This window comes from Streptomyces sp. NPDC041814 (assembly GCF_055590565.1).
Genome location: NZ_JBVJAM010000011.1, coordinates 264,580 through 282,334 on the forward strand (window position 1 = coordinate 264,580; position 17,755 = coordinate 282,334).

Below are 17,755 nucleotides of genomic sequence, written 5' to 3' on the forward strand. Positions count from 1 at the left end.
ATACCTGATATCCGACCGGTATCCGCAGAGGCGCTTTCGCGGCCGGGTGTGAGTGGTGTCACTTCTCGCTGTCGATGACCGCCTTCATGACCGCCTTCGCGATCGGAGCGGCCAGGCCGCCACCGGAGATGTCGTCGCGGGTGGCGTCGCTGTCCTCGACGACGACGGCCACGGCCACCGGAGAACCGCTGTCGGTCATCGCGTACGAGATGAACCACGCGTACGGGTTCTCGCTGTTCTTCACGCCGTGCTGGGCGGTACCGGTCTTGCCGCCGACCGTGACGCCCGGGATCTGGGCGTTCTTGCCGGTGCCCTGCTGGACGACGGTCTTCATCATTTCCTGGAGCTTCTGGGCGTTCTCCGCCGAGAGGGGCCGGCTGAACTCTTCCTTCTCATGCGTGTAGATCACGTCCAGGTTGGGCGCCTTGCGCTCGGCGACCATGTACGGCTGCATGAGCTTGCCGTCGTTGGCCACGGCCGCGGCGACCATCGCCATCTGGAGCGGGGTGGCGCGGTTGGACGCCTGACCGATGCCGGCCATGGCGTTCTGCGGCCGGTTGTCCTCGGGGTACACGCTGGCGTCCGCGCGGACCGGGGTGAAGATCTCCTTGTTGAAGCCGAACTCGCCGGCCTCGTCGATCATCTTCTGGTTGCCCAGGTCGTCGCTGATCTTGCCGAAGACGGTGTTGCAGGAGAAGCGCAGCGCGTTGCGGAGCGAGGCGTTCTCGCACGGGATGTTGCCCTCGTTGGGCAGGTCCTGACTGGTCTGCGGCAGGCGCCAGGGCAGCGGCGACTTCGTGTCCTCGTCGATGTCGGTGTAGAGCCCGTTCTCCAGGGCGGCGGCCGCGGTGACGACCTTGAACGTCGAACCGGGCGGGTAGGTCTCGCGCAGCGCCCGGTTGAGCATGGGCTTGTTCTTGTCGTCCTTCAGGGACTGCCACGCCTTGCTATCGGACTGGCCGTTGCCCGCGAAGGACGAGGGGTCGTACGAGGGGGTGCTGGCGAGCGCCAGGATGGCGCCGGTCCGCGGGTCGAGGGCGGCGACGGCGCCCTTCTTCTTGCCGAGGCCCTCGAAGGCGGCCTTCTGGGCCGCGCCGTTGAGCGTGGTGACGACGTTGCCGCCCGTCCTCTCCTCCCCGGTGAACATCGACATCGTCCGGTTGAAGAAGAGCTGGTCGTCGTTGCCGGTGAGGATGCCGTCCTCGAGGTTCTCCAGCTGGGTGGCGCCGAACGCCTGCGAGGAGTAGCCGGTCACGGGGGCCCACATGGGCCCGTCCTTCCAGACCCGCTTGTACTTGAAGTCGCTGCCCTTGGTCTCGGCGGATCCGGTGATCGACTTGCCGTCCACGATGATGTTGCCGCGCTCATGGGCGTACCGCTCGATGCGGACGCGGCGGTTCTCGTCGCGGGTGTTGAGGTCGTCGGCCTTCACGTACTGCAGGTAGTTGGTCCGCGCGAGCAGGGCGAAGATCAGGACGCCGCAGAAGATCGCGATCCGGCGCAGGGGCTTGTTCACGGGCGGACCACCTGGGTCATCTCGGCGTCGGTCGAGGGTGCGGGGGCGGGCGCGGGGCGGCGGGCGGTGTCGCTGATGCGGATGAGGATGCCGATCAGGGCCCAGTTGGCGATCACGGACGAACCACCGGCCGCGAGGAACGGCATCGTCATGCCCGTGAGCGGGATCAGGCCCATGACGCCACCGGCCACGACGAAGACCTGGATCGCGAAAGCGCCGGAGAGGCCGATCGCGAGGAGCTTGCCGAAGGGGTCGCGGGCGGCGAGCGCCGTGCGGACACCGCGTTCCACGATGAGGCCGTAGACCAGCAGGACGGCCATCATCCCGGCGAGGCCGAGCTCTTCACCGACGGTGGAGAGGATGAAGTCGGCGTTGGCGGCGAAGCCGATCAGGTCGGAGTGGCCCTGGCCCCATCCGGTACCGAGCGTGCCGCCCGAACCGAACGACATGATGGCGTTGCCGATCTGCTCACAGGAGTTGTTCGTGTGGAAGCACTTGAACGGGTCCTTCCAGGCATTCACGCGGGCCTCGACGTGCGGCTCGAAGCTCGCGACGCCCACGGCTCCCACAGCCGACATCAGGAGGCCGAAGACGATCCAGCTGGTCCGCTCGGTGGCGACGTACAGCATGATCACGAAGAGGCCGAAGAACAGCAGCGACGTACCGAGGTCGGTCTCGAAGACCAGGATCAGGATCGACAGCGCCCAGATGACCAGGATGGGCCCCAGGTCGCGCCCGCGCGGCAGGTAGAGCCCCATGAAGCGGCGGCTGGCGAGCGCCAGCGCGTCCCGTTTGACCATGAGATACCCGGCGAAGAAGATCGCGATGATGATCTTCGCGAACTCCCCGGGCTGGATGGAGAAGCCGGCGATGTTGATCCAGATCTTCGCGCCGAACTTGGCCGGAAAGAACATCGGAAGGATCAGCAGGAACAGCGCGGCCACCATCGAGATGTACGTGTAGCGCTGCAGGATGCGGTGGTCCTTCAGCAGCAGCAGCACGCCGACGAAGAGCGCCACACCGACCGCCGAGTACATCAGCTGACGGGGGGCGGACGGGGTGAACACCCCGTAGTAGTTCTCGGCGTCCCTGATCAGCTTCGGCGACTGGTCGAGCCGCCAGATCAGCACCAGCCCGAGCCCGTTGAGCAGCGTGGCCAGCGGCAGCAGCAGCGGGTCCGCGTACCGGGCGAACTTCCGCACCACGAGATGGGCGACACCGCCGAGCAGGATGAGCCCTGCCCCGTAGCCGAACATGCCGGACGGCAGCTTGCCGTCCATGGCCAGGCCCACGTTGGCGTAGGCGAACACGGAGATGGCGATGGCGAAACCCATCATCATCAGTTCGGTGTTGCGCCTGCTCGGCGCGTCGATCGCGCCGATCGTGGTCGTGTTGGTGACAACGCTCATGGTGCTGAAGGCCCCCTACGGCTCTACTTCTTACCGCACTGCGGGACCAGCTTCTTCTCTTCCTCCGAGAGGCTGGGCCCAGGAGTGGGAGTCGTGGAAGTCTGCTCGGACTTGGTGTCGCCACCGGATGTCTTGGCGGACTTCGACGCCTTGGTGGCATCGCTGTCCGTGCCCTGCGCCTGGCCCTCGTCGCCGTGCGCCTTCTCCGCCGCGCGGCGGGCCGCGTCCTTCTTGCAGGCGGACGCCTGGGTGGAGAGCTCGGTGATCTTCTCGCGGGCGTCGGCGAGGCTGCCCTCGGCGATCGTCGCCTCGACCTTCTTGCGCTGATAGGCCGGGAGGTACTTGAGTTCGATCTCGGGATGGTCGGTCTCGACCTTCGAGAGCGAGAGCCAGCCGAGATCCTGGCTGATGCCCCGGTACAGCGCGACGTTGTCGTTCTTCGCGCCGACGTAGAACTGGGTCTGGGTCCAGCGGTAGCCGCCGTAGAGCCCGCCGCCGACGACGGCCAGCGCGAGCACCACGTACAGGGACCGCTTGAGCCACTTGCGGCCGCCGCCGTGCTTGACGAAGTCGTCGTCCGAGTACGACCCGAAGGACCCCTCGGGCAGCCCGTCGTAGCCGGAGTCGTCGCCGCTGCCGGGCGGGCCGAAGCTGCCGGCGGGCGGCGGTACGGGGCGGCCGAGGCCGGCCGCACGGCCCGCGGGCGTCTGCATCGCGCCGCCGTCGTTCAGCTGGGCCGCCTGGTTCTCGGCGACCGCGCCGACGACGACCGGGGTGTCATTGAGCTGCCCGGCCAGGGTGTCGTTGCTGTCGACGTCGAAGACATCGGCGACGATGCAGGTGATGTTGTCCGGTCCGCCGCCGCGCAGGGCGAGCTGGATCAGGTCCTGGATGGTCTCCTGCGGCCCCTGGTAGCTGGCGAGCGTCTCCTCCATCGTCTGGTGGGAGACGACGCCGGAGAGCCCGTCGGAGCAGATCAGGTAGCGGTCGCCGGCCCGGACCTCACGGATGGAGAGGTCGGGTTCGACGTGGTCGCCACTGCCCAGCGCGCGCATCAGCAGGGAGCGCTGCGGGTGGGTGGTGGCTTCCTCCTCGGTGATCCGGCCCTCGTCGACCAGCCGCTGGACCCAGGTGTGGTCCTGCGTGATCTGGGTGAGCACGCCGTCGCGCAGCAGGTACGCGCGCGAGTCGCCCACGTGCACCAGGCCGAGGCGCTGGCCGGTCCAGAGCAGGGCGGTGAGCGTGGTGCCCATGCCCTCCAGCTGGGGGTCCTCCTCGACCATCATCCGCAGCTGGTCGTTGGCCCGCTGGACCGCCGTACCGAGCGAGGTGAGGATGTCGGAGCCCGGGACGTCGTCATCGAGCTGGACGAGGGTGGAGATCACCTCGGAACTGGCGACCTCACCGGCCGCCTGGCCGCCCATGCCGTCGGCGATCGCGAGGAGGCGGGGGCCGGCGTAGCCGGAGTCCTCGTTGCCCTCGCGGATCATGCCCTTGTGCGACCCGGCGGCGAAGCGCAGGGACAGACTCATGCGCACCTCACCCGTCGGTTCGGGGTACAGCCGGTCTCGAGCCACACTGCCCACCCTCCGGTCGGGAGCCTGGCCGGGTCCGATGCCCGGACCCCCGCGGCTCGCTCGCTCCGCTCGCTCATTGTCGTACTACTTCCGCAGCTCGATGACGGTCTTGCCGATCCGGATCGGCGCGCCCAGCGGAACGGGCGTCGGGGTGGTGAGGCGGGTCCGGTCCAGGTACGTGCCGTTGGTGGACCCGAGATCCTCGACGATCCACTGGCCGTCACGGTCGGGGTAGATCCTGGCATGCCTGCTGGACGCGTAGTCGTCGTCCAGCACGATCGTTGAATCATGGGCCCGGCCCAGCGTGATGGTCTGCCCCTGGAGCGCCACCGTGGTGCCGGTGAGCGTGCCTTCGGAGACGACCAGCTTGGTCGGCGCACCCCGGCGCTGGCGGCCGGGCTGCTGGCGCTGTGGCGGCGGTGCCGCGTTCTGGCGTCCCTGGGGCGGACGTGCGTCGGTCGCGGTGCGGCGTGAGCCGCGCTGCGTGACGCGCGTTCCGAACAGGTCGCTGCGAATGACCTGGACGGCCACGATCACGAACAGCCACAGAACAGCCAGGAAACCTAGCCGCATGACCGTCAGGGTCAGCTCTGACATTGCCCCCGCTTCACCCTTCGGCTTGCCGGTAAACGATGGTGGTGCTGCCCACGACGATCCGCGAGCCGTCGCGGAGCGTAGCGCGGGTGGTGTGCTGCCCGTCTACCACGATGCCGTTGGTAGACCCGAGATCCTGGATCGTCGAGGGCGTTCCGGTCCTGATCTCACAGTGCCGGCGGGAGACGCCGGGGTCGTCGATCCGTACATCGGCGTCGGTGCTGCGGCCCATGACCAGCGTCGGACGGGAGATCTGGTGGCGGGTGCCGTTGATCTCGATCCAGCGCCGCACCTGCACGTTCGGCAGGGAAGTGGGGGTGGCCGGCGGACGCCGGTCGGAACCACCGTGCCGCCCGGCGCCCGGCGGCGGGCCGGCGGGCATGGGCGGGGCGGAGGTGGGCGGGTAGCCGTAACCGCCGGGGGCCTGCTGGGCGGGACGGCCGGGGTACCCCTGGGGGGACTGGCCGCCGTAGCTCTGGCCCTGGTTCGGCCCCTGGCCCTGCCCCTGTGACGAACTCGACGCCAGGGTGCGGCTGCGGACCCGGTACAGGCCGGTGTCGAGATCCTCGGCCTTCTCCAGGTGGACCTTGATGGGGCCCATGAACGTGTACCGCTGCTGCTTGGCGTAGTCCCGGACGAGGCCGGAGAGCTCATCGCCCAGCTGGCCGGAGTACGGGCTCAGGCGCTCGTAGTCCGGTGCGCTGAGCTCGACGATGAAGTCGTTGGGGACGACGGTGCGCTCACGGTTCCAGATGGTGGCGTTGTTGTCGCACTCCCGCTGGAGGGCACCCGCGATCTCGACCGGCTGGACCTCGGACTTGAAGACCTTGGCGAAAGTGCCGTTGACCAGACCTTCGAGACGCTGCTCGAAACGCTTCATCACTCCCATGGGGCACCTCCTCCGGTGTCGTCGTCCCTGTACTGCTTACTGATCGTATCCACGCGTTGGGAAATCGGCTGGTTCCCCTTGTCTGCCTTGGGGACGAGTGTCCCCCCTCACACGGATCGTAGAGGTGGCCTCCTCACAGTGTCCCGCACCTTGGACGCACTCAGGAGGAGTGGGGGCGGCCTCCGGGGGTTCCCGGTTCCTTTCGGACGTTCTGCGGACATCGGCCGAGCGTGCGGCGAGTGCCCGGTGAGCGGGCGGCGAAACAACGGATGTGAATCCACCCTGTCCAGCGTGCTAATCTTCCGGATGTCGCCAGGCGCTCGCACCGAAAAGTGAGAGAGCCCGGAAACACCGCTCTTGCGCGAGTGGCGGAACGGCAGACGCGCTGGCTTCAGGTGCCAGTGTCCTTAGGGACGTGGGGGTTCAAATCCCCCCTCGCGCACAAGAAGGAAGCCCCCCAGGCATCAGCCTGGGGGGCTTCTTCGGTTCGAGGGCGGTTCGGGGACGACACCCTCCCTGTGTGGTTGGTTTCACGGTGTTTGGTTTCACGTGAAACGCCCGTTTTACGAGTGTGGGGCGTCTCCCGCCGCGTTGTAGCGCAGGAGGTACGCGGCGAACTGGGCGAGGTCGCCCTCCGTCCAGTCCGCAAGGCGTTCCTGGTAGGCCGCGCGCCGGCTGGCCTGGGTGGCGGCGAGAGCCTGCGTTCCGGCCTCGGTGGGGTGCAGGACCTGGATGCGGTGGTCGTCCGGGTCGGGGTGCCGCTCGACGAGGCCCAGCTTCTCCAGGGCGCCGATCTGCCGGCTCACCGTGGACTTGTCGAGCATGTAGTGCGCCGCGAGATCGGTCGCGCGGCATCCCTGCTGGTCATCGATATGTGCCAGCAGCGTGTACGAGACGAGGGGCAGCTCGGGGTGGAGTCTGGCCGCGGCGGCCCGCGCGCGGCGGGCGAAGGCGGTCAGTTCGCGCTGGATGACGTCCAGCGACTCCTCGCGTTCTCCGGGGGTGCCTGGCACGGGTTCGCCTTCCTCGAAAGTTCAGTTGTAGAGTACAACGGAATCGAAGTTGTAAAAGCCAACCAGTTGAGTTGTAAAAACCAACTACCTGGCCGATCGTCTGGAGCCCCCATGTCCGCAGGCCCGAGCGCCACCGCCGGCACTCCGGCGGGCGCGCTGCGTCACGTACTGAGCCACCTCGTCACCCCGCTGCTGATGTGCATCGGCATGGGCCTCGCCTACCTCGGCGCCTTCCACGCTCCGCAACCGCACGACCTGAGGGTCGACGTGGTCGGCTCCGGGCCCTCCGCGCAGGTGCTGGCCCAGACCCTCCAGGACAAGGGGGACGGGGCGCTGAGCGTGCGTACCGTCGCCGACCGCGCCACCGCCGCCGAGCACCTGCGCACGCAGGACAGCTACGGCGCCTACATCCCCGGCAACGCCCCCGAACTGCTCGTCGCCTCCGCGTCCTCCGATACCAGCGCGACGGTGGTCGAGAAGGTCTTCACCCAGGTCGCGGCAGGCCAGGGGGCCCCGCTGAAGGTGACGGACACCGCGCCCACGGCCGACGGCGATCCGACCGGCCAGGGAATCTTCTTCCTGCTGGTCGCGGTCAGCATCGGCTCGTACGCCTCCGTCGCCGTGATCGGCGGCGCCGGAGCGGTGCTGCGGCTGCGGGTCCGAGTGGCGCTGGCGCTGGGCGCCTCGCTGGTGGTCAGTGCCATCGGGGCGGTGTTCGCGGGGCCGCTGTTCGGTCTCGTGGACCACGGGCTCGCGGGGCTCTGGGCCATGGCGTGGCTCTACTCGGCGGGCATCCTGCTGATCGGTGTGGGCTTGCACACGTTCCTCAAGCGGTGGACCACGCTCGGCGTGATGGTGCTGTTCGTCATGCTCAACTTCACCAGCTCCGGCGGGATCTTCCGTCCCGAGCTCCAGCCCGGCTTCTTCGGTGCGCTGCACTCCTTCTGGAACGGGGCGGGCTTCGTGGAGGGTGTACGCAGCCATGTGTACTTCGGCGGCCACGCGCTGGGCGGGAATCTGCTGGTGCTGGCGCTCTGGTTCGTCGCCGGCGTGGCGCTGACGGGGCTCGCGGGCCTGGCGGAGGCGCGCCGGCGCTCGGCGGCCGCTCTTCCGGCCGTCCCCCCTGCCGCTGATTCCGAAGGCCCGGCGCGTTCGTCGGCCGGGGAGGAAGAGGAGATGGAAGAGGCGGTCGGAGTCTGAGCGGCTGACCAGCGGGGGAGAGTCCGGCCCCCGGGGTTGTCCACAGGGGCAGACGGTGATCGGTGTACGGCGGTACCGTCGGCGGCAGTTGATGTTGGGCGGGTCCCGACGGCTGTGGCCGGGCGGGGCGGGGGAGGCTGCGCGCCATGGAGAAGACCGGGACGGGACCGCGGCCGGTGCGACTCGTTGAACTCGGCGGTGAGGCCGCGGTGGCGGGGGCCGTGCTCCCCGCGGCCGGGGGTGGGCCGCGCATACCGGCCGTGCCGGGGTTCGCCCCCCGTACGGACCGGGCGCACACGGAGGCCGGGGGCCGGCCGAAGGACCAGGGCAAGGAGATGCGGGCGCGGGTGCCCAGGTCCGCGCACGCGAAGCTGGACCTGCCGGCCGGGCGGCCGGACGCGGTGCGCGCGGTCGAGGAGTCCAACCGGGGCCGGGTGGCGGAGCTGACGCCGATACGGGTGGGCCGGATGGCCGCCACCCCCTTCGCCTTCCTGCGCGGCTCGGCCGGGCTGATGGCCCATGACCTGGTGGGCACCCCCGTCACCGGGATCGCCGCCCAGCTCTGCGGCGACGCGCACGCGGCCAACTTCGGGCTGTACGGCGATGCGCGGGGCGGCCTCGTCATCGACCTGAACGACTTCGACGAGACCGCGGCCGGGCCCTGGGAGTGGGACCTCAAGCGCCTGGCGACCTCGCTGGTGCTCGCGGGCCGGGAGGCCGGTGCCGACGAGGACACCTGCCGCAAGGGCGCGTACGACACCGTGGGCGCCTACCGGCGGACGATGCGATTGCTGGCGCGGATGCCCGCGCTCGACGCGTGGAACGCCATCGCGGACGAGGAACTCGTCTCCCACACCGACGCGCGGGACCTGCTCGGCACCCTGGAGCGGGTCTCCGAGAAGGCCCGCAACAACACCGGTGCCCGCTTCGCGGCGAAGTCCACGGAGGAGTGCGAGGACGGCGGCCGTCGCTTCGTGGACGCGCCGCCGGTGCTGCGCCGGGTCCCGGACGCGGAGGCCGCGGCCGTGGCGGCGGGTCTCGGGGACTATCTGGGGACCGTCTCGGAGGACCGGCTGCCGCTGCTAGCCCGGTACGCGATCCATGACGTGGCGTTCCGGGTGGTCGGCACCGGCAGCGTCGGCACCCGCTCGTACGTGGTGCTGCTGCTGGACCACCGGGGGGAGGCGCTGGTGCTCCAGGTGAAGGAGGCCAGGCCCTCGGTGCTCGGGCCGCATCTGGCCGCCGCTGGGTTCGCGGTCCCGGAGGTCGCGCACGAGGGGCGGCGCGTGGTGCTCGGGCAGAAGCGGATGCAGGTCGTCAGCGACCATCTGCTGGGCTGGACGACGGTGGACGGCCGGCCCTTCCAGGTACGGCAGTTCAGGAACCGGAAGGGGAGCGTCGACCCCGCCGCCCTGGTCGCCGACCAGGTGGACGACTACGGACGGATGACCGGGGCGCTGCTGGCGCGGGCTCACGCCCACAGCGCGGACCCGAGGCTGCTGGCCGACTACTGCGGCAAGAACGACGAGCTGGACGAGGCGGTGGCGGCGTTCGCGGTGACCTACGCGGACCGCACGGAGGCGGACCACGAGGACCTGGTGCGGGCGATCGGAGCGGGGCGGATCGCCGCGGAGCGGGGCGTGTGAGGGGCGTTCGCGCCGCCGGCCCGGCAGGAGGCGTGAGGTCTGCCGGGCCCACCGCGGGTCCACGGAGGCGGGCCGGGGCCATACGCTGGACGGGTGACCCACGAAGCGCCCGGGGTGCCGACCTCCCGGAATGACGATGATCTGCAGGACGAGGCCAGGCCGGCCGCCGGCCGCGAGGAGGCGGCGGATACCGCGGCGCGGGAGCGGCCCGAGGCGCGGCTTGCCCAGGCCGTCCGGGCGGCCGAGCAGGCGCTGATCGAGTTCGAGATCGCGGTGGAGACGTTCCGGGTCGAGGTGGAGAACTTCTCCCGGCTGCACCATCAGCGGCTGGGTCCGATGTACGCGCGGCTGGACGAGCTGGACGCGCAGATCGCCGAGGCGCGGGCGGCGAAGACCGGTGATCCCGAGGACCTGCGCAAGGCCGAGGAGGCGCGGTCGGTCGTGATGCCCATGCCGGGCGTGGACGAGCTGTTCCACGACTGGATGGACACCGATGGCCTGTCCCCCGAGGCGTCGGCCATGCTGACCGAACAGACGGTCCGCCCGCCCAAGCGGGTCCGGCCCACCGACGAGGTCCGCAAGCTGTACCGCGACCTGGTCCGCAAGGCGCACCCGGACCTCGCCCAGGACGAGGCGGAGCGGGCCAGGCGCGACGAGTTCATCGCGCGCGTCAACGCCGCCTACGGGCGCGGGGACGAGGCCCAGCTCAAGGAACTGGCCGAGGAGTGGGCGGCGGGACCGGCCGCGCCGCGGCAGGAGCTGAGCGAGGCCGATGAGCTCTACGCCCGGCTGGACTGGCTGACCCAGCGCAAGGAACTGCTGTCTGAGTGGGCCCAGGAGCTGGAGGAGAGCGCGATCGGCGCCATGCTGCGGATGGCCCCGGACGATCCGGACCAGCTGCTGGAGGAGATCGCCGAACAACTGCTGGGCGAGGTCTCGCAACGGGAGGCGGAGCTCGCGGCTCTGGTGCAGTAGCGTTTTCGGTGGCCCGAGCGCACTGATTCGGTGACCCGAGCGCACTGACGAGAGAAGGCATGACCCATGAATTTCGGCCCGCTCCCCACGGTCGATGTCGCCTCCGTTCCGGCGGACGGCCTCGTGCTGGACGTCCGGGAGAACGACGAGTGGGCGGCCGGACACGTCGAGGGCGCCCTGCACATCCCCATGAGCGACTTCGTGGGCCGCTTCGGTGAGCTGACCGAAGCGGTGGAGGACGGCCGCCGCGTGCATGTGATGTGCCGGGTCGGCGGCCGGTCCGCCCAGGTCACCCAGTACCTGGTGCAGCAGGGGGTCGACGCCGTCAACATCGACGGCGGCATGCTCGCCTGGGACGGCGCGGGCCGCCCGATGGTCACCGACGACGGCACCCCGGCCTTCGTCGCCTGACGCGACCCGCCTGCGACCCGCCCGCGAGGCGCCCGGGCCTCCGGGCGCCGGGGCGTCAGCGGTCGAAGTCGAGCTCCACCTCCTCGGTGACCGGACGGGACTGGCAGGCCAGCACGTAACCCGCGTCGGTCTCTTCCGGCTCCAGGGCGTAGTTGCGGTCCATCCGCACCTCGCCGGAGACCAGGAACGCCCGGCAGGTGCCGCAGACGCCGCCCTTGCACGCGTACGGGGCGTCCGAGCGGCTGCGCAGCACCGTCTCCAGCAGCGACTCGCCCCCCTCCACCGGCCAGGTGCCGGACCGGCCGTCGAGCGTCGCCGTCAGGACGCCGCCGACCGGCGTCTCGACCCGGGGCCCCGCAGGCCCGGCGGGGGTGTCCTCGACGTGGAAGATCTCCTGATGGACGCGGGAGCGGTCCACGCCCAGTCCGTGCAGCGCGACCTCGGCGGCCCGGACCAGGCCCAGCGGCCCGCACAGGAACCAGCCGTCGATCTCCGCCACCGGCAGCAGCGCCGGCAGCAGCCCGGAGAGCCGTTCGCCGTCCAGCCGGCCCGAGGGCAGACCGGCCTGCTGTTCCTCCCGGGACAGGGCGGTGACCAGCTGGAACCGGTCCGGGTAGCGGTCCTTCAGGTCGGCGACCTCGTCCAGGAACATCGTCGAGGCGGCGGTCCGGTCGCTACGCACCAGGCAGAACGTGGCGTTCGGCTCCCGGGCGAGCAAGGTGGCCGCCATGGACAGCACCGGGGTGATGCCGCTGCCGCCGACGATCGCCGCGAACTGCCCGGCGCGGGGCGTCAGGACGAAGCGCCCCATCGGGGGCATCGCCTCGATCGTGTCCCCGACCAGCAGCTCCTTGAGCGCGTACGTGGAGAACGCGCCGCCGTCCACGAGGCGGATGCCCACCCGCAGCGCCGGACCGGCCGGGGGCTCGGGGGCCGGAGCGCAGATCGAGTACGAGCGGCGGACCTCCTCGCCGTCCACGGTGTAGCGGACGTTGAGATGCTGGCCGGGCTGGTGCCGGAAGGTCTCGTGCAGGCCGGGCGGGACGGCGAGGGTGACGGCCACCGAATCGTCCGTGAGCCGCTCGATCCCGCTGACCCGGAGCGGATGGAACATCTACAACTCCTTGAAGTGGTCGAACGGCTCCTGGCAGGCCACGCAGCGCCGGAGCGCCTTGCACGCCGTGGAGGAGAACCGGCTCAGCAGCTCCGTCTCGGTGGAGCCGCAGTGCGGGCAGCGCACGGACAGGGCCAGCGGCACCGGACCGCCGGACGCGGTGTCGTGCGGCCGGGGCGGGGCTATGCCGAACTCCGCCAGCTTCCGGCGCCCTTCGGCGCTCATGTCGTCCGTCGACCAGGCGGGCGACAGGACCGTCTCCACGGACACCTCGGCCACGCCGTGGTCGTGCAGCACGCGCTCGATGTCCGCCGACATCGCCTCGATCGCCGGGCAGCCGGTGTATGTCGGCGTGAGCCTGACCGTGACATGGTCCGGGTCGTGCACCTCCACCCCCCGGACCACACCCAGGTCCTCCAGGGTCAGCACGGGCAGCTCCGGGTCCGGAACGGAGCCCGCGATACTCAGCAGCTCCTCCTCGACGGAGGTCCAGGTCACCATGACGCCCCCGGGTGGCTGCGGTGCAGGTGCTGCATCTCGGCGAGCATCCGGCCGAAGGACTCCGTGTGGATGCCCTGGCGGCCCGCGCCCGCCGTCCAGGCGCCGGACTGCGGGCCCTCGGGCACGGTCAGGGTGGCCCGGCCGAGGACGTCGGTGACGCTCTCCAGCCAGCGGCTGTGCAGCGCCTGCCAGTCGACGTCGATGCCTTCGACCGGCTGGAACTGCTCACCGGTGAAACGCCACAGGGTGTCCACCGCCCGCTGCATCCGCTCGTGGCTTTCGTCCGTCCCGTCACCGAGGCGCAGGGCCCACTGCTCGGCGTGGTCCCGGTGGTAGGCGACCTCTTTGACCGCCTTGGCCGCGATGCCCGCGAACGGGCCGTCGCCGGCGGCCAGCTGCTCGTACAGGCCCTGCTGGTGGACCGAGAAGTAGAGCTGCCGGGCGATGGTGTGGGCGAAGTCGCCGTTCGGCTGCTCGACCAGCTGGAGGTTGCGGAAGGCGCGTTCCTCGCGGAGGTAGGCCAGTTCGTCCTCGTCGCCCGCGAGCGAGAGCAGCAGCCGGGCCTGGCCCAGCAGGTCGAGGGCGATGTTGGCGAGGGCGACCTCCTCCTCCAGCACCGGGGCGTGGCCGGCCCACTCCCCCAGCCGGTGCGACAGCACCAGCGCGTCGTCGCCCAGGGCGAGGGCCGCGGTCACAGGTGCTTCACCCCGTCCGGGATCTCGTAGAACGTCGGGTGCCGGTAGGGCTTGTCACCGGCCGGCTCGAAGAACGAGTCCTTCTCGTCCGGCGAGGACGCCGTGATCTGGGCGGAGGGCACGACCCACAGCGAGACCCCCTCGGACCGGCGGGTGTAGAGGTCGCGCGCGTTGCGCAGGGCCATTTCGGCGTCCGGCGCGTGGAGGCTGCCGGCGTGGGTGTGGGAGAGCCCGCGCCGCGAGCGGACGAACACCTCCCACAGCGGCCAGTCCGTCGAGCTGCTCATGCTGTCGCCTTTCCGTTCCGTACGGCCGGGTCCTCGCCGGGCGTGTGCTTGCGGGCGTATGCGGCGGCGGCTTCGCGGACCCAGGCGCCTTCCTCGTGGGCACGGCGGCGCTGCGTGAGGCGCTGCTCGTTGCAGGGGCCGTTGCCCTTCAGGACCTCCTGGAACTCGGTCCAGTCGATCGCGCCGAAGTCGTGTTTGCCGCGTTCCTCGTTCCACCGGATGTCCGGGTCCGGAAGGGTCAGGCCGAGCGCCTCGGCCTGGGGGACGCAGATGTCCACGAACCGCTGCCGCAGCTCGTCGTTGGAATGCCGCTTGATCTTCCAGGCCATCGACTGCGCCGAGTGGGCCGAGGCGTCGTCCGGCGGGCCGAACATCATCAGGGAGGGCCACCACCAGCGGTTCACCGCGTCCTGGGCCATCTCGTGCTGTGCGGGCGTGCCGTTGCTCAGTGCGAGGAGGAGTTCGTAACCCTGGCGCTGGTGGAACGACTCCTCCTTGCAGATGCGGACCATCGCCCGGGCATACGGGCCGTAGGAGCAGCGGCAGAGGGGCACCTGGTTGGTGATGGCGGCGCCGTCCACGAGCCAGCCGATGGCGCCCACGTCCGCCCAGGTCAGCGTCGGGTAGTTGAAGATCGAGGAATAGCGCTGGCGTCCTGCGTGGAGCTTGTCGAGCAGCTCCTCGCGGCCGGTGCCCAGGGTCTCGGCCGCGCTGTACAGATACAGGCCGTGCCCGGCCTCGTCCTGCACCTTGGCCATGAGGATCGCCTTGCGGCGCAGCGAGGGGGCGCGGGTGATCCAGTTGGCCTCCGGCTGCATGCCGATGATCTCGGAGTGGGCGTGCTGGGCCATCTGCCTGACCAGCGAGGCGCGGTACGCGTCGGGCATCCAGTCGCGCGGCTCGATGCGCTCGTCCGCCGCCACCGCCGCGTCGAAGGCGTCCTGGAGGGCCGCGTCGGGCCCCTCCCCGCCGCTTGCTGCCGTCTGCGCTGTCTCGCTCGCAGTCACTGCCGCCATCCCGGACTCCCTACCGACCGATCGTTCGGTTCAATGTCTTCAATGGTGAGTCCGTGGCCCGTAGGGTGTCAACCCTGTGGATAACCGACGCGATCGGGGCGGGATGGATTCGGACGACGGCAGGGGCGCCGGCGGCGGGGGCGGACCTGTTTACGCCGTCGAGGCGCCCGCGGCGGCCGGCGGAATGGCCGGGCTCTCGTTTCCGTACCAGATCGTCGCCGCCTTGGCGCTCGCTGCCTTCGGGGTGCTCGCCTGTATGCAGCTGGCCATGGTCTTCCTGCACGTCGCGCCCTCCAACACGCTGACCAAGCAGCACGGCGCGGCGGTGGACGACTGGGTGTACCCCGAGTTCGAACAGAACTGGAAGCTCTTCGCGCCCAACCCGCTGCAGCAGAATGTGTCCGTTCAGGTGCGCACCGAGAAGGCCGGTCCGGACGGCCCCCGCACGACGGCCTGGCGGAATCTCTCCGCCGAGGACGGCCGGGCGATACGCGGCAATCCGCTGCCCAGCCACGTCCAGCAGAACGAGCTCCGCCGGGCCTGGGACTTCTACGTCGGGTCGCACGACGACAAGAACCGGCCCAACGGGCTGCGCGGCACCCTGTCCGAGAAGTACGTCCGCCGCCTGGTGATGCTGCGCCTCGGTGGCAGCGACGACGGCGGGGCCATCCTGAGGATTCAGGTCCGGTCCGAGATCCGGTCCGTCGCGGCACCCGAGTGGAGCGACGAGAAGATCGGCACCGGCCCGTCCTACCGGGTCCTGCCCTGGTGGACGGTCACCGCCGACGACCTGCCCGAGGAGGCGGGACAGTGAGCACCCCGCCCCCGGACCGCGGCCTCGCCGGTTCCGTCCAGCGCGTCACGGCCTCGGCGCTCGGCCCGTACCAGAGCGCCGTCATCCGCATCGGCTTCTCGGCCACCTTCCTGCTGTTCCTGCTCCGCGAGCTGCCCCACCGGCACGAGATGTACGGTCCGGACGCGCCCTGGCGCTGGGACCTGGCGCGACAGCTGATATCCGGGAACGAGGCGTTCACGACCCTCATGTGGTCGGACAGCGACCTGTGGTTCGAGGTCGTCTACGCGCTGGCGCTGCTCTCGTCCCTTCTGCTGATGCTGGGCTGGCACACCCGCGCCGTCTCCGTGGTCTTCATGGCCGGAGTCCTCTCGCTGCAGAACCGCAGCATCTTCATGGGCGACGGCGGCGACAACGTCATCCATCTGATGGCCATCTACCTGGTGCTGACGCGCTGCGGGCAGGTCTGGTCGCTGGACGCCCGGCGGGCCCGGGGCCGCGAACCCGCGGACTGCGCCGGCCAGGGAGCCGGGGGGCGACGGGCGCCCGGGGACACGGCCGGGATCGTGCTGTGGGTGGTGCTCGGGGCCGTCCTGGTGGGGGCCTCGGTGGCGGGCGGTCTGGGCGGGACCGTGTGGCTGCCGCTCCTCCTGTGGTTCCTGTGGATCGGCCAGGGCGCCTGGTGGGCCGTGAACCGGTACGCGCCGCGCAGCGAGCTCCGTACCCTCCTCGACGTCATCGCCAACCTCGCCCACAACGCCACCCTCGTCGTGATCATGGCCGAGGTCTGTCTGATCTACGCGACGGCCGGCTGGTACAAGATCCAGGGCTCGCGCTGGCAGGACGGCACCGCGCTGTACTACCCGCTCAAGCTGGAGTACTTCACCCCGTGGCCCGCCCTGTCGGATCTCCTGGCCTCCAGCGGCGTCATGGTCATGGTGCTGTCGTACACCACGGTCATCGTGCAGGTTGCCTTCCCGTTCACCCTCTTCAACCGGCGTGTGAAGAACTTCCTGCTCGGCGCGATGATCTGCGAGCACGCGGGAATCGCGCTCCTGCTGGGCCTGCCGTTCTTCTCGATGGCCATGATCGCCGCGGACGCCGTCTTCCTGCCGACCGCCTTCCTGGTGTGGCTCGGCGGGCGGGCGGCCGCCGGGCGCGAGCGGGTGCTCCGGCGGAGGGGACGGGTGCCGGCGCCGCGTGCGGCCGGGGACGGCCCGGAGGCACCGGAGTCCGGCGGCGACGGGAGCCATACCCTCGTCGGGTGAGCAGTGAGACCGGCAGCACCGGTGAGACCAGCGGCGACGCGCCTGTGGGCGAGGAGCCCGTGCAGTACGACGAGGGGTTCGGGACGGAGATCGGTGTCGGGCCGCATCCGCTGCCCTGGCCCGAGGACGAGCGGTACGACCCCGAGCTGCTGGCCGGTGGTGACCGGCGCAATGTGGGCGACCAGTACCGGTACTGGACCCGTGAGGCGATCGTCGCCGACCTCGATCTGCGCCGCCACGATTTTCACGTGGCCGTGGAGAACTGGGGCCACGACTTCAACATCGGGTCCGTGGTGCGGACCGCGAACGCGTTCCTGGCCAAGGAGGTGCACATCGTCGGGCGGCGGCGCTGGAACCGGCGCGGGGCGATGGTCACCGACCGTTACCAGCATGTCCGGCACCACCCCGACACCGCGAGCCTGACCGCGTGGGCGGCGGCCGAGGGGCTGCCGATCGTCGGGATCGACAACCTGCCGGGGGCGGTGCCGTTGGAGCGGACGGTCCTGCCCCGGCGGTGTGTCCTCCTGTTCGGGCAGGAGGGGCCCGGGCTGACGGAGGAGGCTCGGCGGTGTGCGGAGATGGTGTGTTCCATTGCGCAGTTCGGGTCTACGCGGTCGATCAATGCGGGGGCGGCCGCCGCCATCGCCATGCATGCCTGGGTGGCGCGGTATGCGGTGATTCCTGGGTGAGGTGGGCGGGTGCGGGTGGGGCAGGCGCGCCTGCGGCGGGCCTTCCCCTACCCGCACCCCCCCGGAAGGGGGGGGGGGGGGGGGGGGGGGGGGGGGGGGGGGGGGGGGGGGGGGGGGGGGGGGGGGGGGGGGGGGGGGGGGGGGGGGGGGGGGGGGGGGGGG

Annotated in this window: 18 protein-coding genes and 1 tRNA gene; 8 read left to right on the forward strand and 11 right to left on the reverse strand. The window is 70.7% G+C overall.

Annotation, left to right across the window (positions count from 1 at the left end):
* Positions 1 to 58: 58 nt before the first annotated feature.
* The 5 genes from ACZ6C6_RS26980 to ACZ6C6_RS27000 form a co-directional block, all read right to left on the reverse strand.
* Positions 59 to 1,516 carry a penicillin-binding transpeptidase domain-containing protein gene (locus ACZ6C6_RS26980; RefSeq protein ID WP_469206094.1) on the reverse strand — a complete coding sequence of 486 codons (1,458 nt, stop codon included), beginning with the start codon at positions 1,514 to 1,516 and terminating at the stop codon, positions 59 to 61.
* Complete coding sequence (locus ACZ6C6_RS26985) at positions 1,513 to 2,925, reverse strand: FtsW/RodA/SpoVE family cell cycle protein (RefSeq protein WP_469206096.1); 1,413 nt, start codon at positions 2,923 to 2,925, stop codon at positions 1,513 to 1,515. Before ACZ6C6_RS26985 ends, ACZ6C6_RS26980 begins: the two co-directional genes overlap by 4 nt.
* A 23-nt stretch (positions 2,926 to 2,948) precedes the next feature.
* A complete protein-coding gene (locus ACZ6C6_RS26990) occupies positions 2,949 to 4,457 on the reverse strand; it encodes a Stp1/IreP family PP2C-type Ser/Thr phosphatase (RefSeq protein ID WP_469206098.1) in 1,509 nt (502 codons plus the stop codon).
* 129 nt (positions 4,458 to 4,586) lie between these two features.
* A complete protein-coding gene (locus ACZ6C6_RS26995; RefSeq protein ID WP_383293245.1) occupies positions 4,587 to 5,099 on the reverse strand; it encodes an FHA domain-containing protein FhaB/FipA in 513 nt (170 codons plus the stop codon).
* A 10-nt stretch (positions 5,100 to 5,109) separates the two neighbouring features.
* Positions 5,110 to 5,985 carry an FhaA domain-containing protein gene (locus ACZ6C6_RS27000; protein ID WP_469206100.1) on the reverse strand — a complete coding sequence of 292 codons (876 nt, stop codon included), beginning with the start codon at positions 5,983 to 5,985 and terminating at the stop codon, positions 5,110 to 5,112.
* Positions 5,986 to 6,344: 359 nt separating this feature from the next.
* Here ACZ6C6_RS27000 and ACZ6C6_RS27005 point away from each other — a divergent pair.
* Positions 6,345 to 6,427, forward strand: a tRNA-Leu gene (locus ACZ6C6_RS27005).
* Positions 6,428 to 6,548: 121 nt separating this feature from the next.
* On the opposite strand, the gene ACZ6C6_RS27010 is transcribed toward ACZ6C6_RS27005, so the two are convergent.
* A complete protein-coding gene (locus ACZ6C6_RS27010; RefSeq protein WP_469206102.1) occupies positions 6,549 to 6,998 on the reverse strand; it encodes a MarR family winged helix-turn-helix transcriptional regulator in 450 nt (149 codons plus the stop codon).
* A 111-nt stretch (positions 6,999 to 7,109) separates the two neighbouring features.
* On the opposite strand from ACZ6C6_RS27010, the gene ACZ6C6_RS27015 reads away from it, so the two are divergent.
* The 4 genes from ACZ6C6_RS27015 to ACZ6C6_RS27030 all read left to right on the forward strand — a co-directional run bounded on the left by ACZ6C6_RS27015 (position 7,110) and on the right by ACZ6C6_RS27030 (position 11,230).
* On the forward strand, positions 7,110 to 8,198 hold the full coding sequence (locus ACZ6C6_RS27015; RefSeq protein WP_469206104.1) for an ABC-2 transporter permease: 1,089 nt from the start codon (positions 7,110 to 7,112) through the stop codon (positions 8,196 to 8,198).
* Between the two features lie 146 nt (positions 8,199 to 8,344).
* Positions 8,345 to 9,844 (forward strand): DUF2252 domain-containing protein, encoded by a 1,500-nt coding sequence (locus ACZ6C6_RS27020; protein WP_469206106.1) that lies wholly within the window; start codon positions 8,345 to 8,347, stop codon positions 9,842 to 9,844.
* A 93-nt stretch (positions 9,845 to 9,937) separates the two neighbouring features.
* Complete coding sequence (locus ACZ6C6_RS27025; RefSeq protein ID WP_469206108.1) at positions 9,938 to 10,819, forward strand: J domain-containing protein; 882 nt, start codon at positions 9,938 to 9,940, stop codon at positions 10,817 to 10,819.
* A 66-nt stretch (positions 10,820 to 10,885) separates the two neighbouring features.
* Positions 10,886 to 11,230, forward strand: a complete 345-nt coding sequence (locus tag ACZ6C6_RS27030; RefSeq protein ID WP_469206110.1) for a rhodanese-like domain-containing protein — start codon at positions 10,886 to 10,888, stop codon at positions 11,228 to 11,230.
* Positions 11,231 to 11,285: 55 nt separating this feature from the next.
* Here the strand turns inward: ACZ6C6_RS27030 and ACZ6C6_RS27035 are convergent, their stop codons facing one another.
* From ACZ6C6_RS27035 to paaA, 5 genes are read right to left on the reverse strand one after another with little or no spacing between them, the layout of a single operon-like run.
* Entirely contained in the window at positions 11,286 to 12,344 is a 1,059-nt protein-coding gene (locus ACZ6C6_RS27035; protein ID WP_469206112.1) for a 2Fe-2S iron-sulfur cluster-binding protein, read from the reverse strand.
* Positions 12,345 to 12,845: a 1,2-phenylacetyl-CoA epoxidase subunit PaaD gene (gene paaD, locus ACZ6C6_RS27040; RefSeq protein WP_469206114.1), complete on the reverse strand. Its 501-nt coding sequence runs from the start codon at positions 12,843 to 12,845 to the stop codon at positions 12,345 to 12,347.
* Complete coding sequence (gene paaC, locus ACZ6C6_RS27045) at positions 12,839 to 13,540, reverse strand: 1,2-phenylacetyl-CoA epoxidase subunit PaaC (RefSeq protein ID WP_469206116.1); 702 nt, start codon at positions 13,538 to 13,540, stop codon at positions 12,839 to 12,841. Before paaC ends, paaD begins: the two co-directional genes overlap by 7 nt.
* Complete coding sequence (paaB, locus tag ACZ6C6_RS27050; protein WP_018101933.1) at positions 13,537 to 13,827, reverse strand: 1,2-phenylacetyl-CoA epoxidase subunit PaaB; 291 nt, start codon at positions 13,825 to 13,827, stop codon at positions 13,537 to 13,539. Before paaB ends, paaC begins: the two co-directional genes overlap by 4 nt.
* Positions 13,824 to 14,843 (reverse strand): 1,2-phenylacetyl-CoA epoxidase subunit PaaA, encoded by a 1,020-nt coding sequence (gene paaA, locus ACZ6C6_RS27055; protein ID WP_469206118.1) that lies wholly within the window; start codon positions 14,841 to 14,843, stop codon positions 13,824 to 13,826. Before paaA ends, paaB begins: the two co-directional genes overlap by 4 nt.
* A 103-nt stretch (positions 14,844 to 14,946) precedes the next feature.
* On the opposite strand from paaA, the gene ACZ6C6_RS27060 reads away from it, so the two are divergent.
* Genes ACZ6C6_RS27060 through ACZ6C6_RS27070 form a run of 3 tightly spaced genes read left to right on the forward strand, consistent with a single transcriptional unit; the run spans position 14,947 to position 17,593 of the window.
* Positions 14,947 to 15,657: a DUF5819 family protein gene (locus tag ACZ6C6_RS27060; protein ID WP_469206120.1), complete on the forward strand. Its 711-nt coding sequence runs from the start codon at positions 14,947 to 14,949 to the stop codon at positions 15,655 to 15,657.
* Positions 15,654 to 16,904, forward strand: a complete 1,251-nt coding sequence (locus ACZ6C6_RS27065; protein WP_469206122.1) for an HTTM domain-containing protein — start codon at positions 15,654 to 15,656, stop codon at positions 16,902 to 16,904. The genes ACZ6C6_RS27060 and ACZ6C6_RS27065 overlap by 4 nt, the downstream gene beginning before the upstream one ends.
* Positions 16,901 to 17,593, forward strand: coding sequence for a TrmH family RNA methyltransferase (locus ACZ6C6_RS27070; RefSeq protein WP_469206125.1), 693 nt, complete (start codon positions 16,901 to 16,903; stop codon positions 17,591 to 17,593). The genes ACZ6C6_RS27065 and ACZ6C6_RS27070 overlap by 4 nt, the downstream gene beginning before the upstream one ends.
* Positions 17,594 to 17,755 lie beyond the last annotated feature (162 nt).

Coding starts and splice junctions, on each gene's coding strand:
- ACZ6C6_RS26985 (WP_469206096.1), bottom strand. CDS start 2,925: ATGAGCGTTGTCACCAACACGACCACGATCGGCGCGATCGACGCGCCG.
- ACZ6C6_RS26990 (WP_469206098.1), bottom strand. CDS start 4,457: ATGAGTCTGTCCCTGCGCTTCGCCGCCGGGTCGCACAAGGGCATGATC.
- ACZ6C6_RS26995 (WP_383293245.1), bottom strand. CDS start 5,099: ATGTCAGAGCTGACCCTGACGGTCATGCGGCTAGGTTTCCTGGCTGTT.
- ACZ6C6_RS27000 (WP_469206100.1), bottom strand. CDS start 5,985: ATGGGAGTGATGAAGCGTTTCGAGCAGCGTCTCGAAGGTCTGGTCAAC.
- ACZ6C6_RS27015 (WP_469206104.1), top strand. CDS start 7,110: ATGTCCGCAGGCCCGAGCGCCACCGCCGGCACTCCGGCGGGCGCGCTG.
- ACZ6C6_RS27020 (WP_469206106.1), top strand. CDS start 8,345: ATGGAGAAGACCGGGACGGGACCGCGGCCGGTGCGACTCGTTGAACTC.
- ACZ6C6_RS27030 (WP_469206110.1), top strand. CDS start 10,886: ATGAATTTCGGCCCGCTCCCCACGGTCGATGTCGCCTCCGTTCCGGCG.
- ACZ6C6_RS27035 (WP_469206112.1), bottom strand. CDS start 12,344: ATGTTCCATCCGCTCCGGGTCAGCGGGATCGAGCGGCTCACGGACGAT.
- paaD (WP_469206114.1), bottom strand. CDS start 12,845: ATGGTGACCTGGACCTCCGTCGAGGAGGAGCTGCTGAGTATCGCGGGC.
- paaB (WP_018101933.1), bottom strand. CDS start 13,827: ATGAGCAGCTCGACGGACTGGCCGCTGTGGGAGGTGTTCGTCCGCTCG.
- paaA (WP_469206118.1), bottom strand. CDS start 14,843: ATGGCGGCAGTGACTGCGAGCGAGACAGCGCAGACGGCAGCAAGCGGC.
- ACZ6C6_RS27060 (WP_469206120.1), top strand. CDS start 14,947: ATGGATTCGGACGACGGCAGGGGCGCCGGCGGCGGGGGCGGACCTGTT.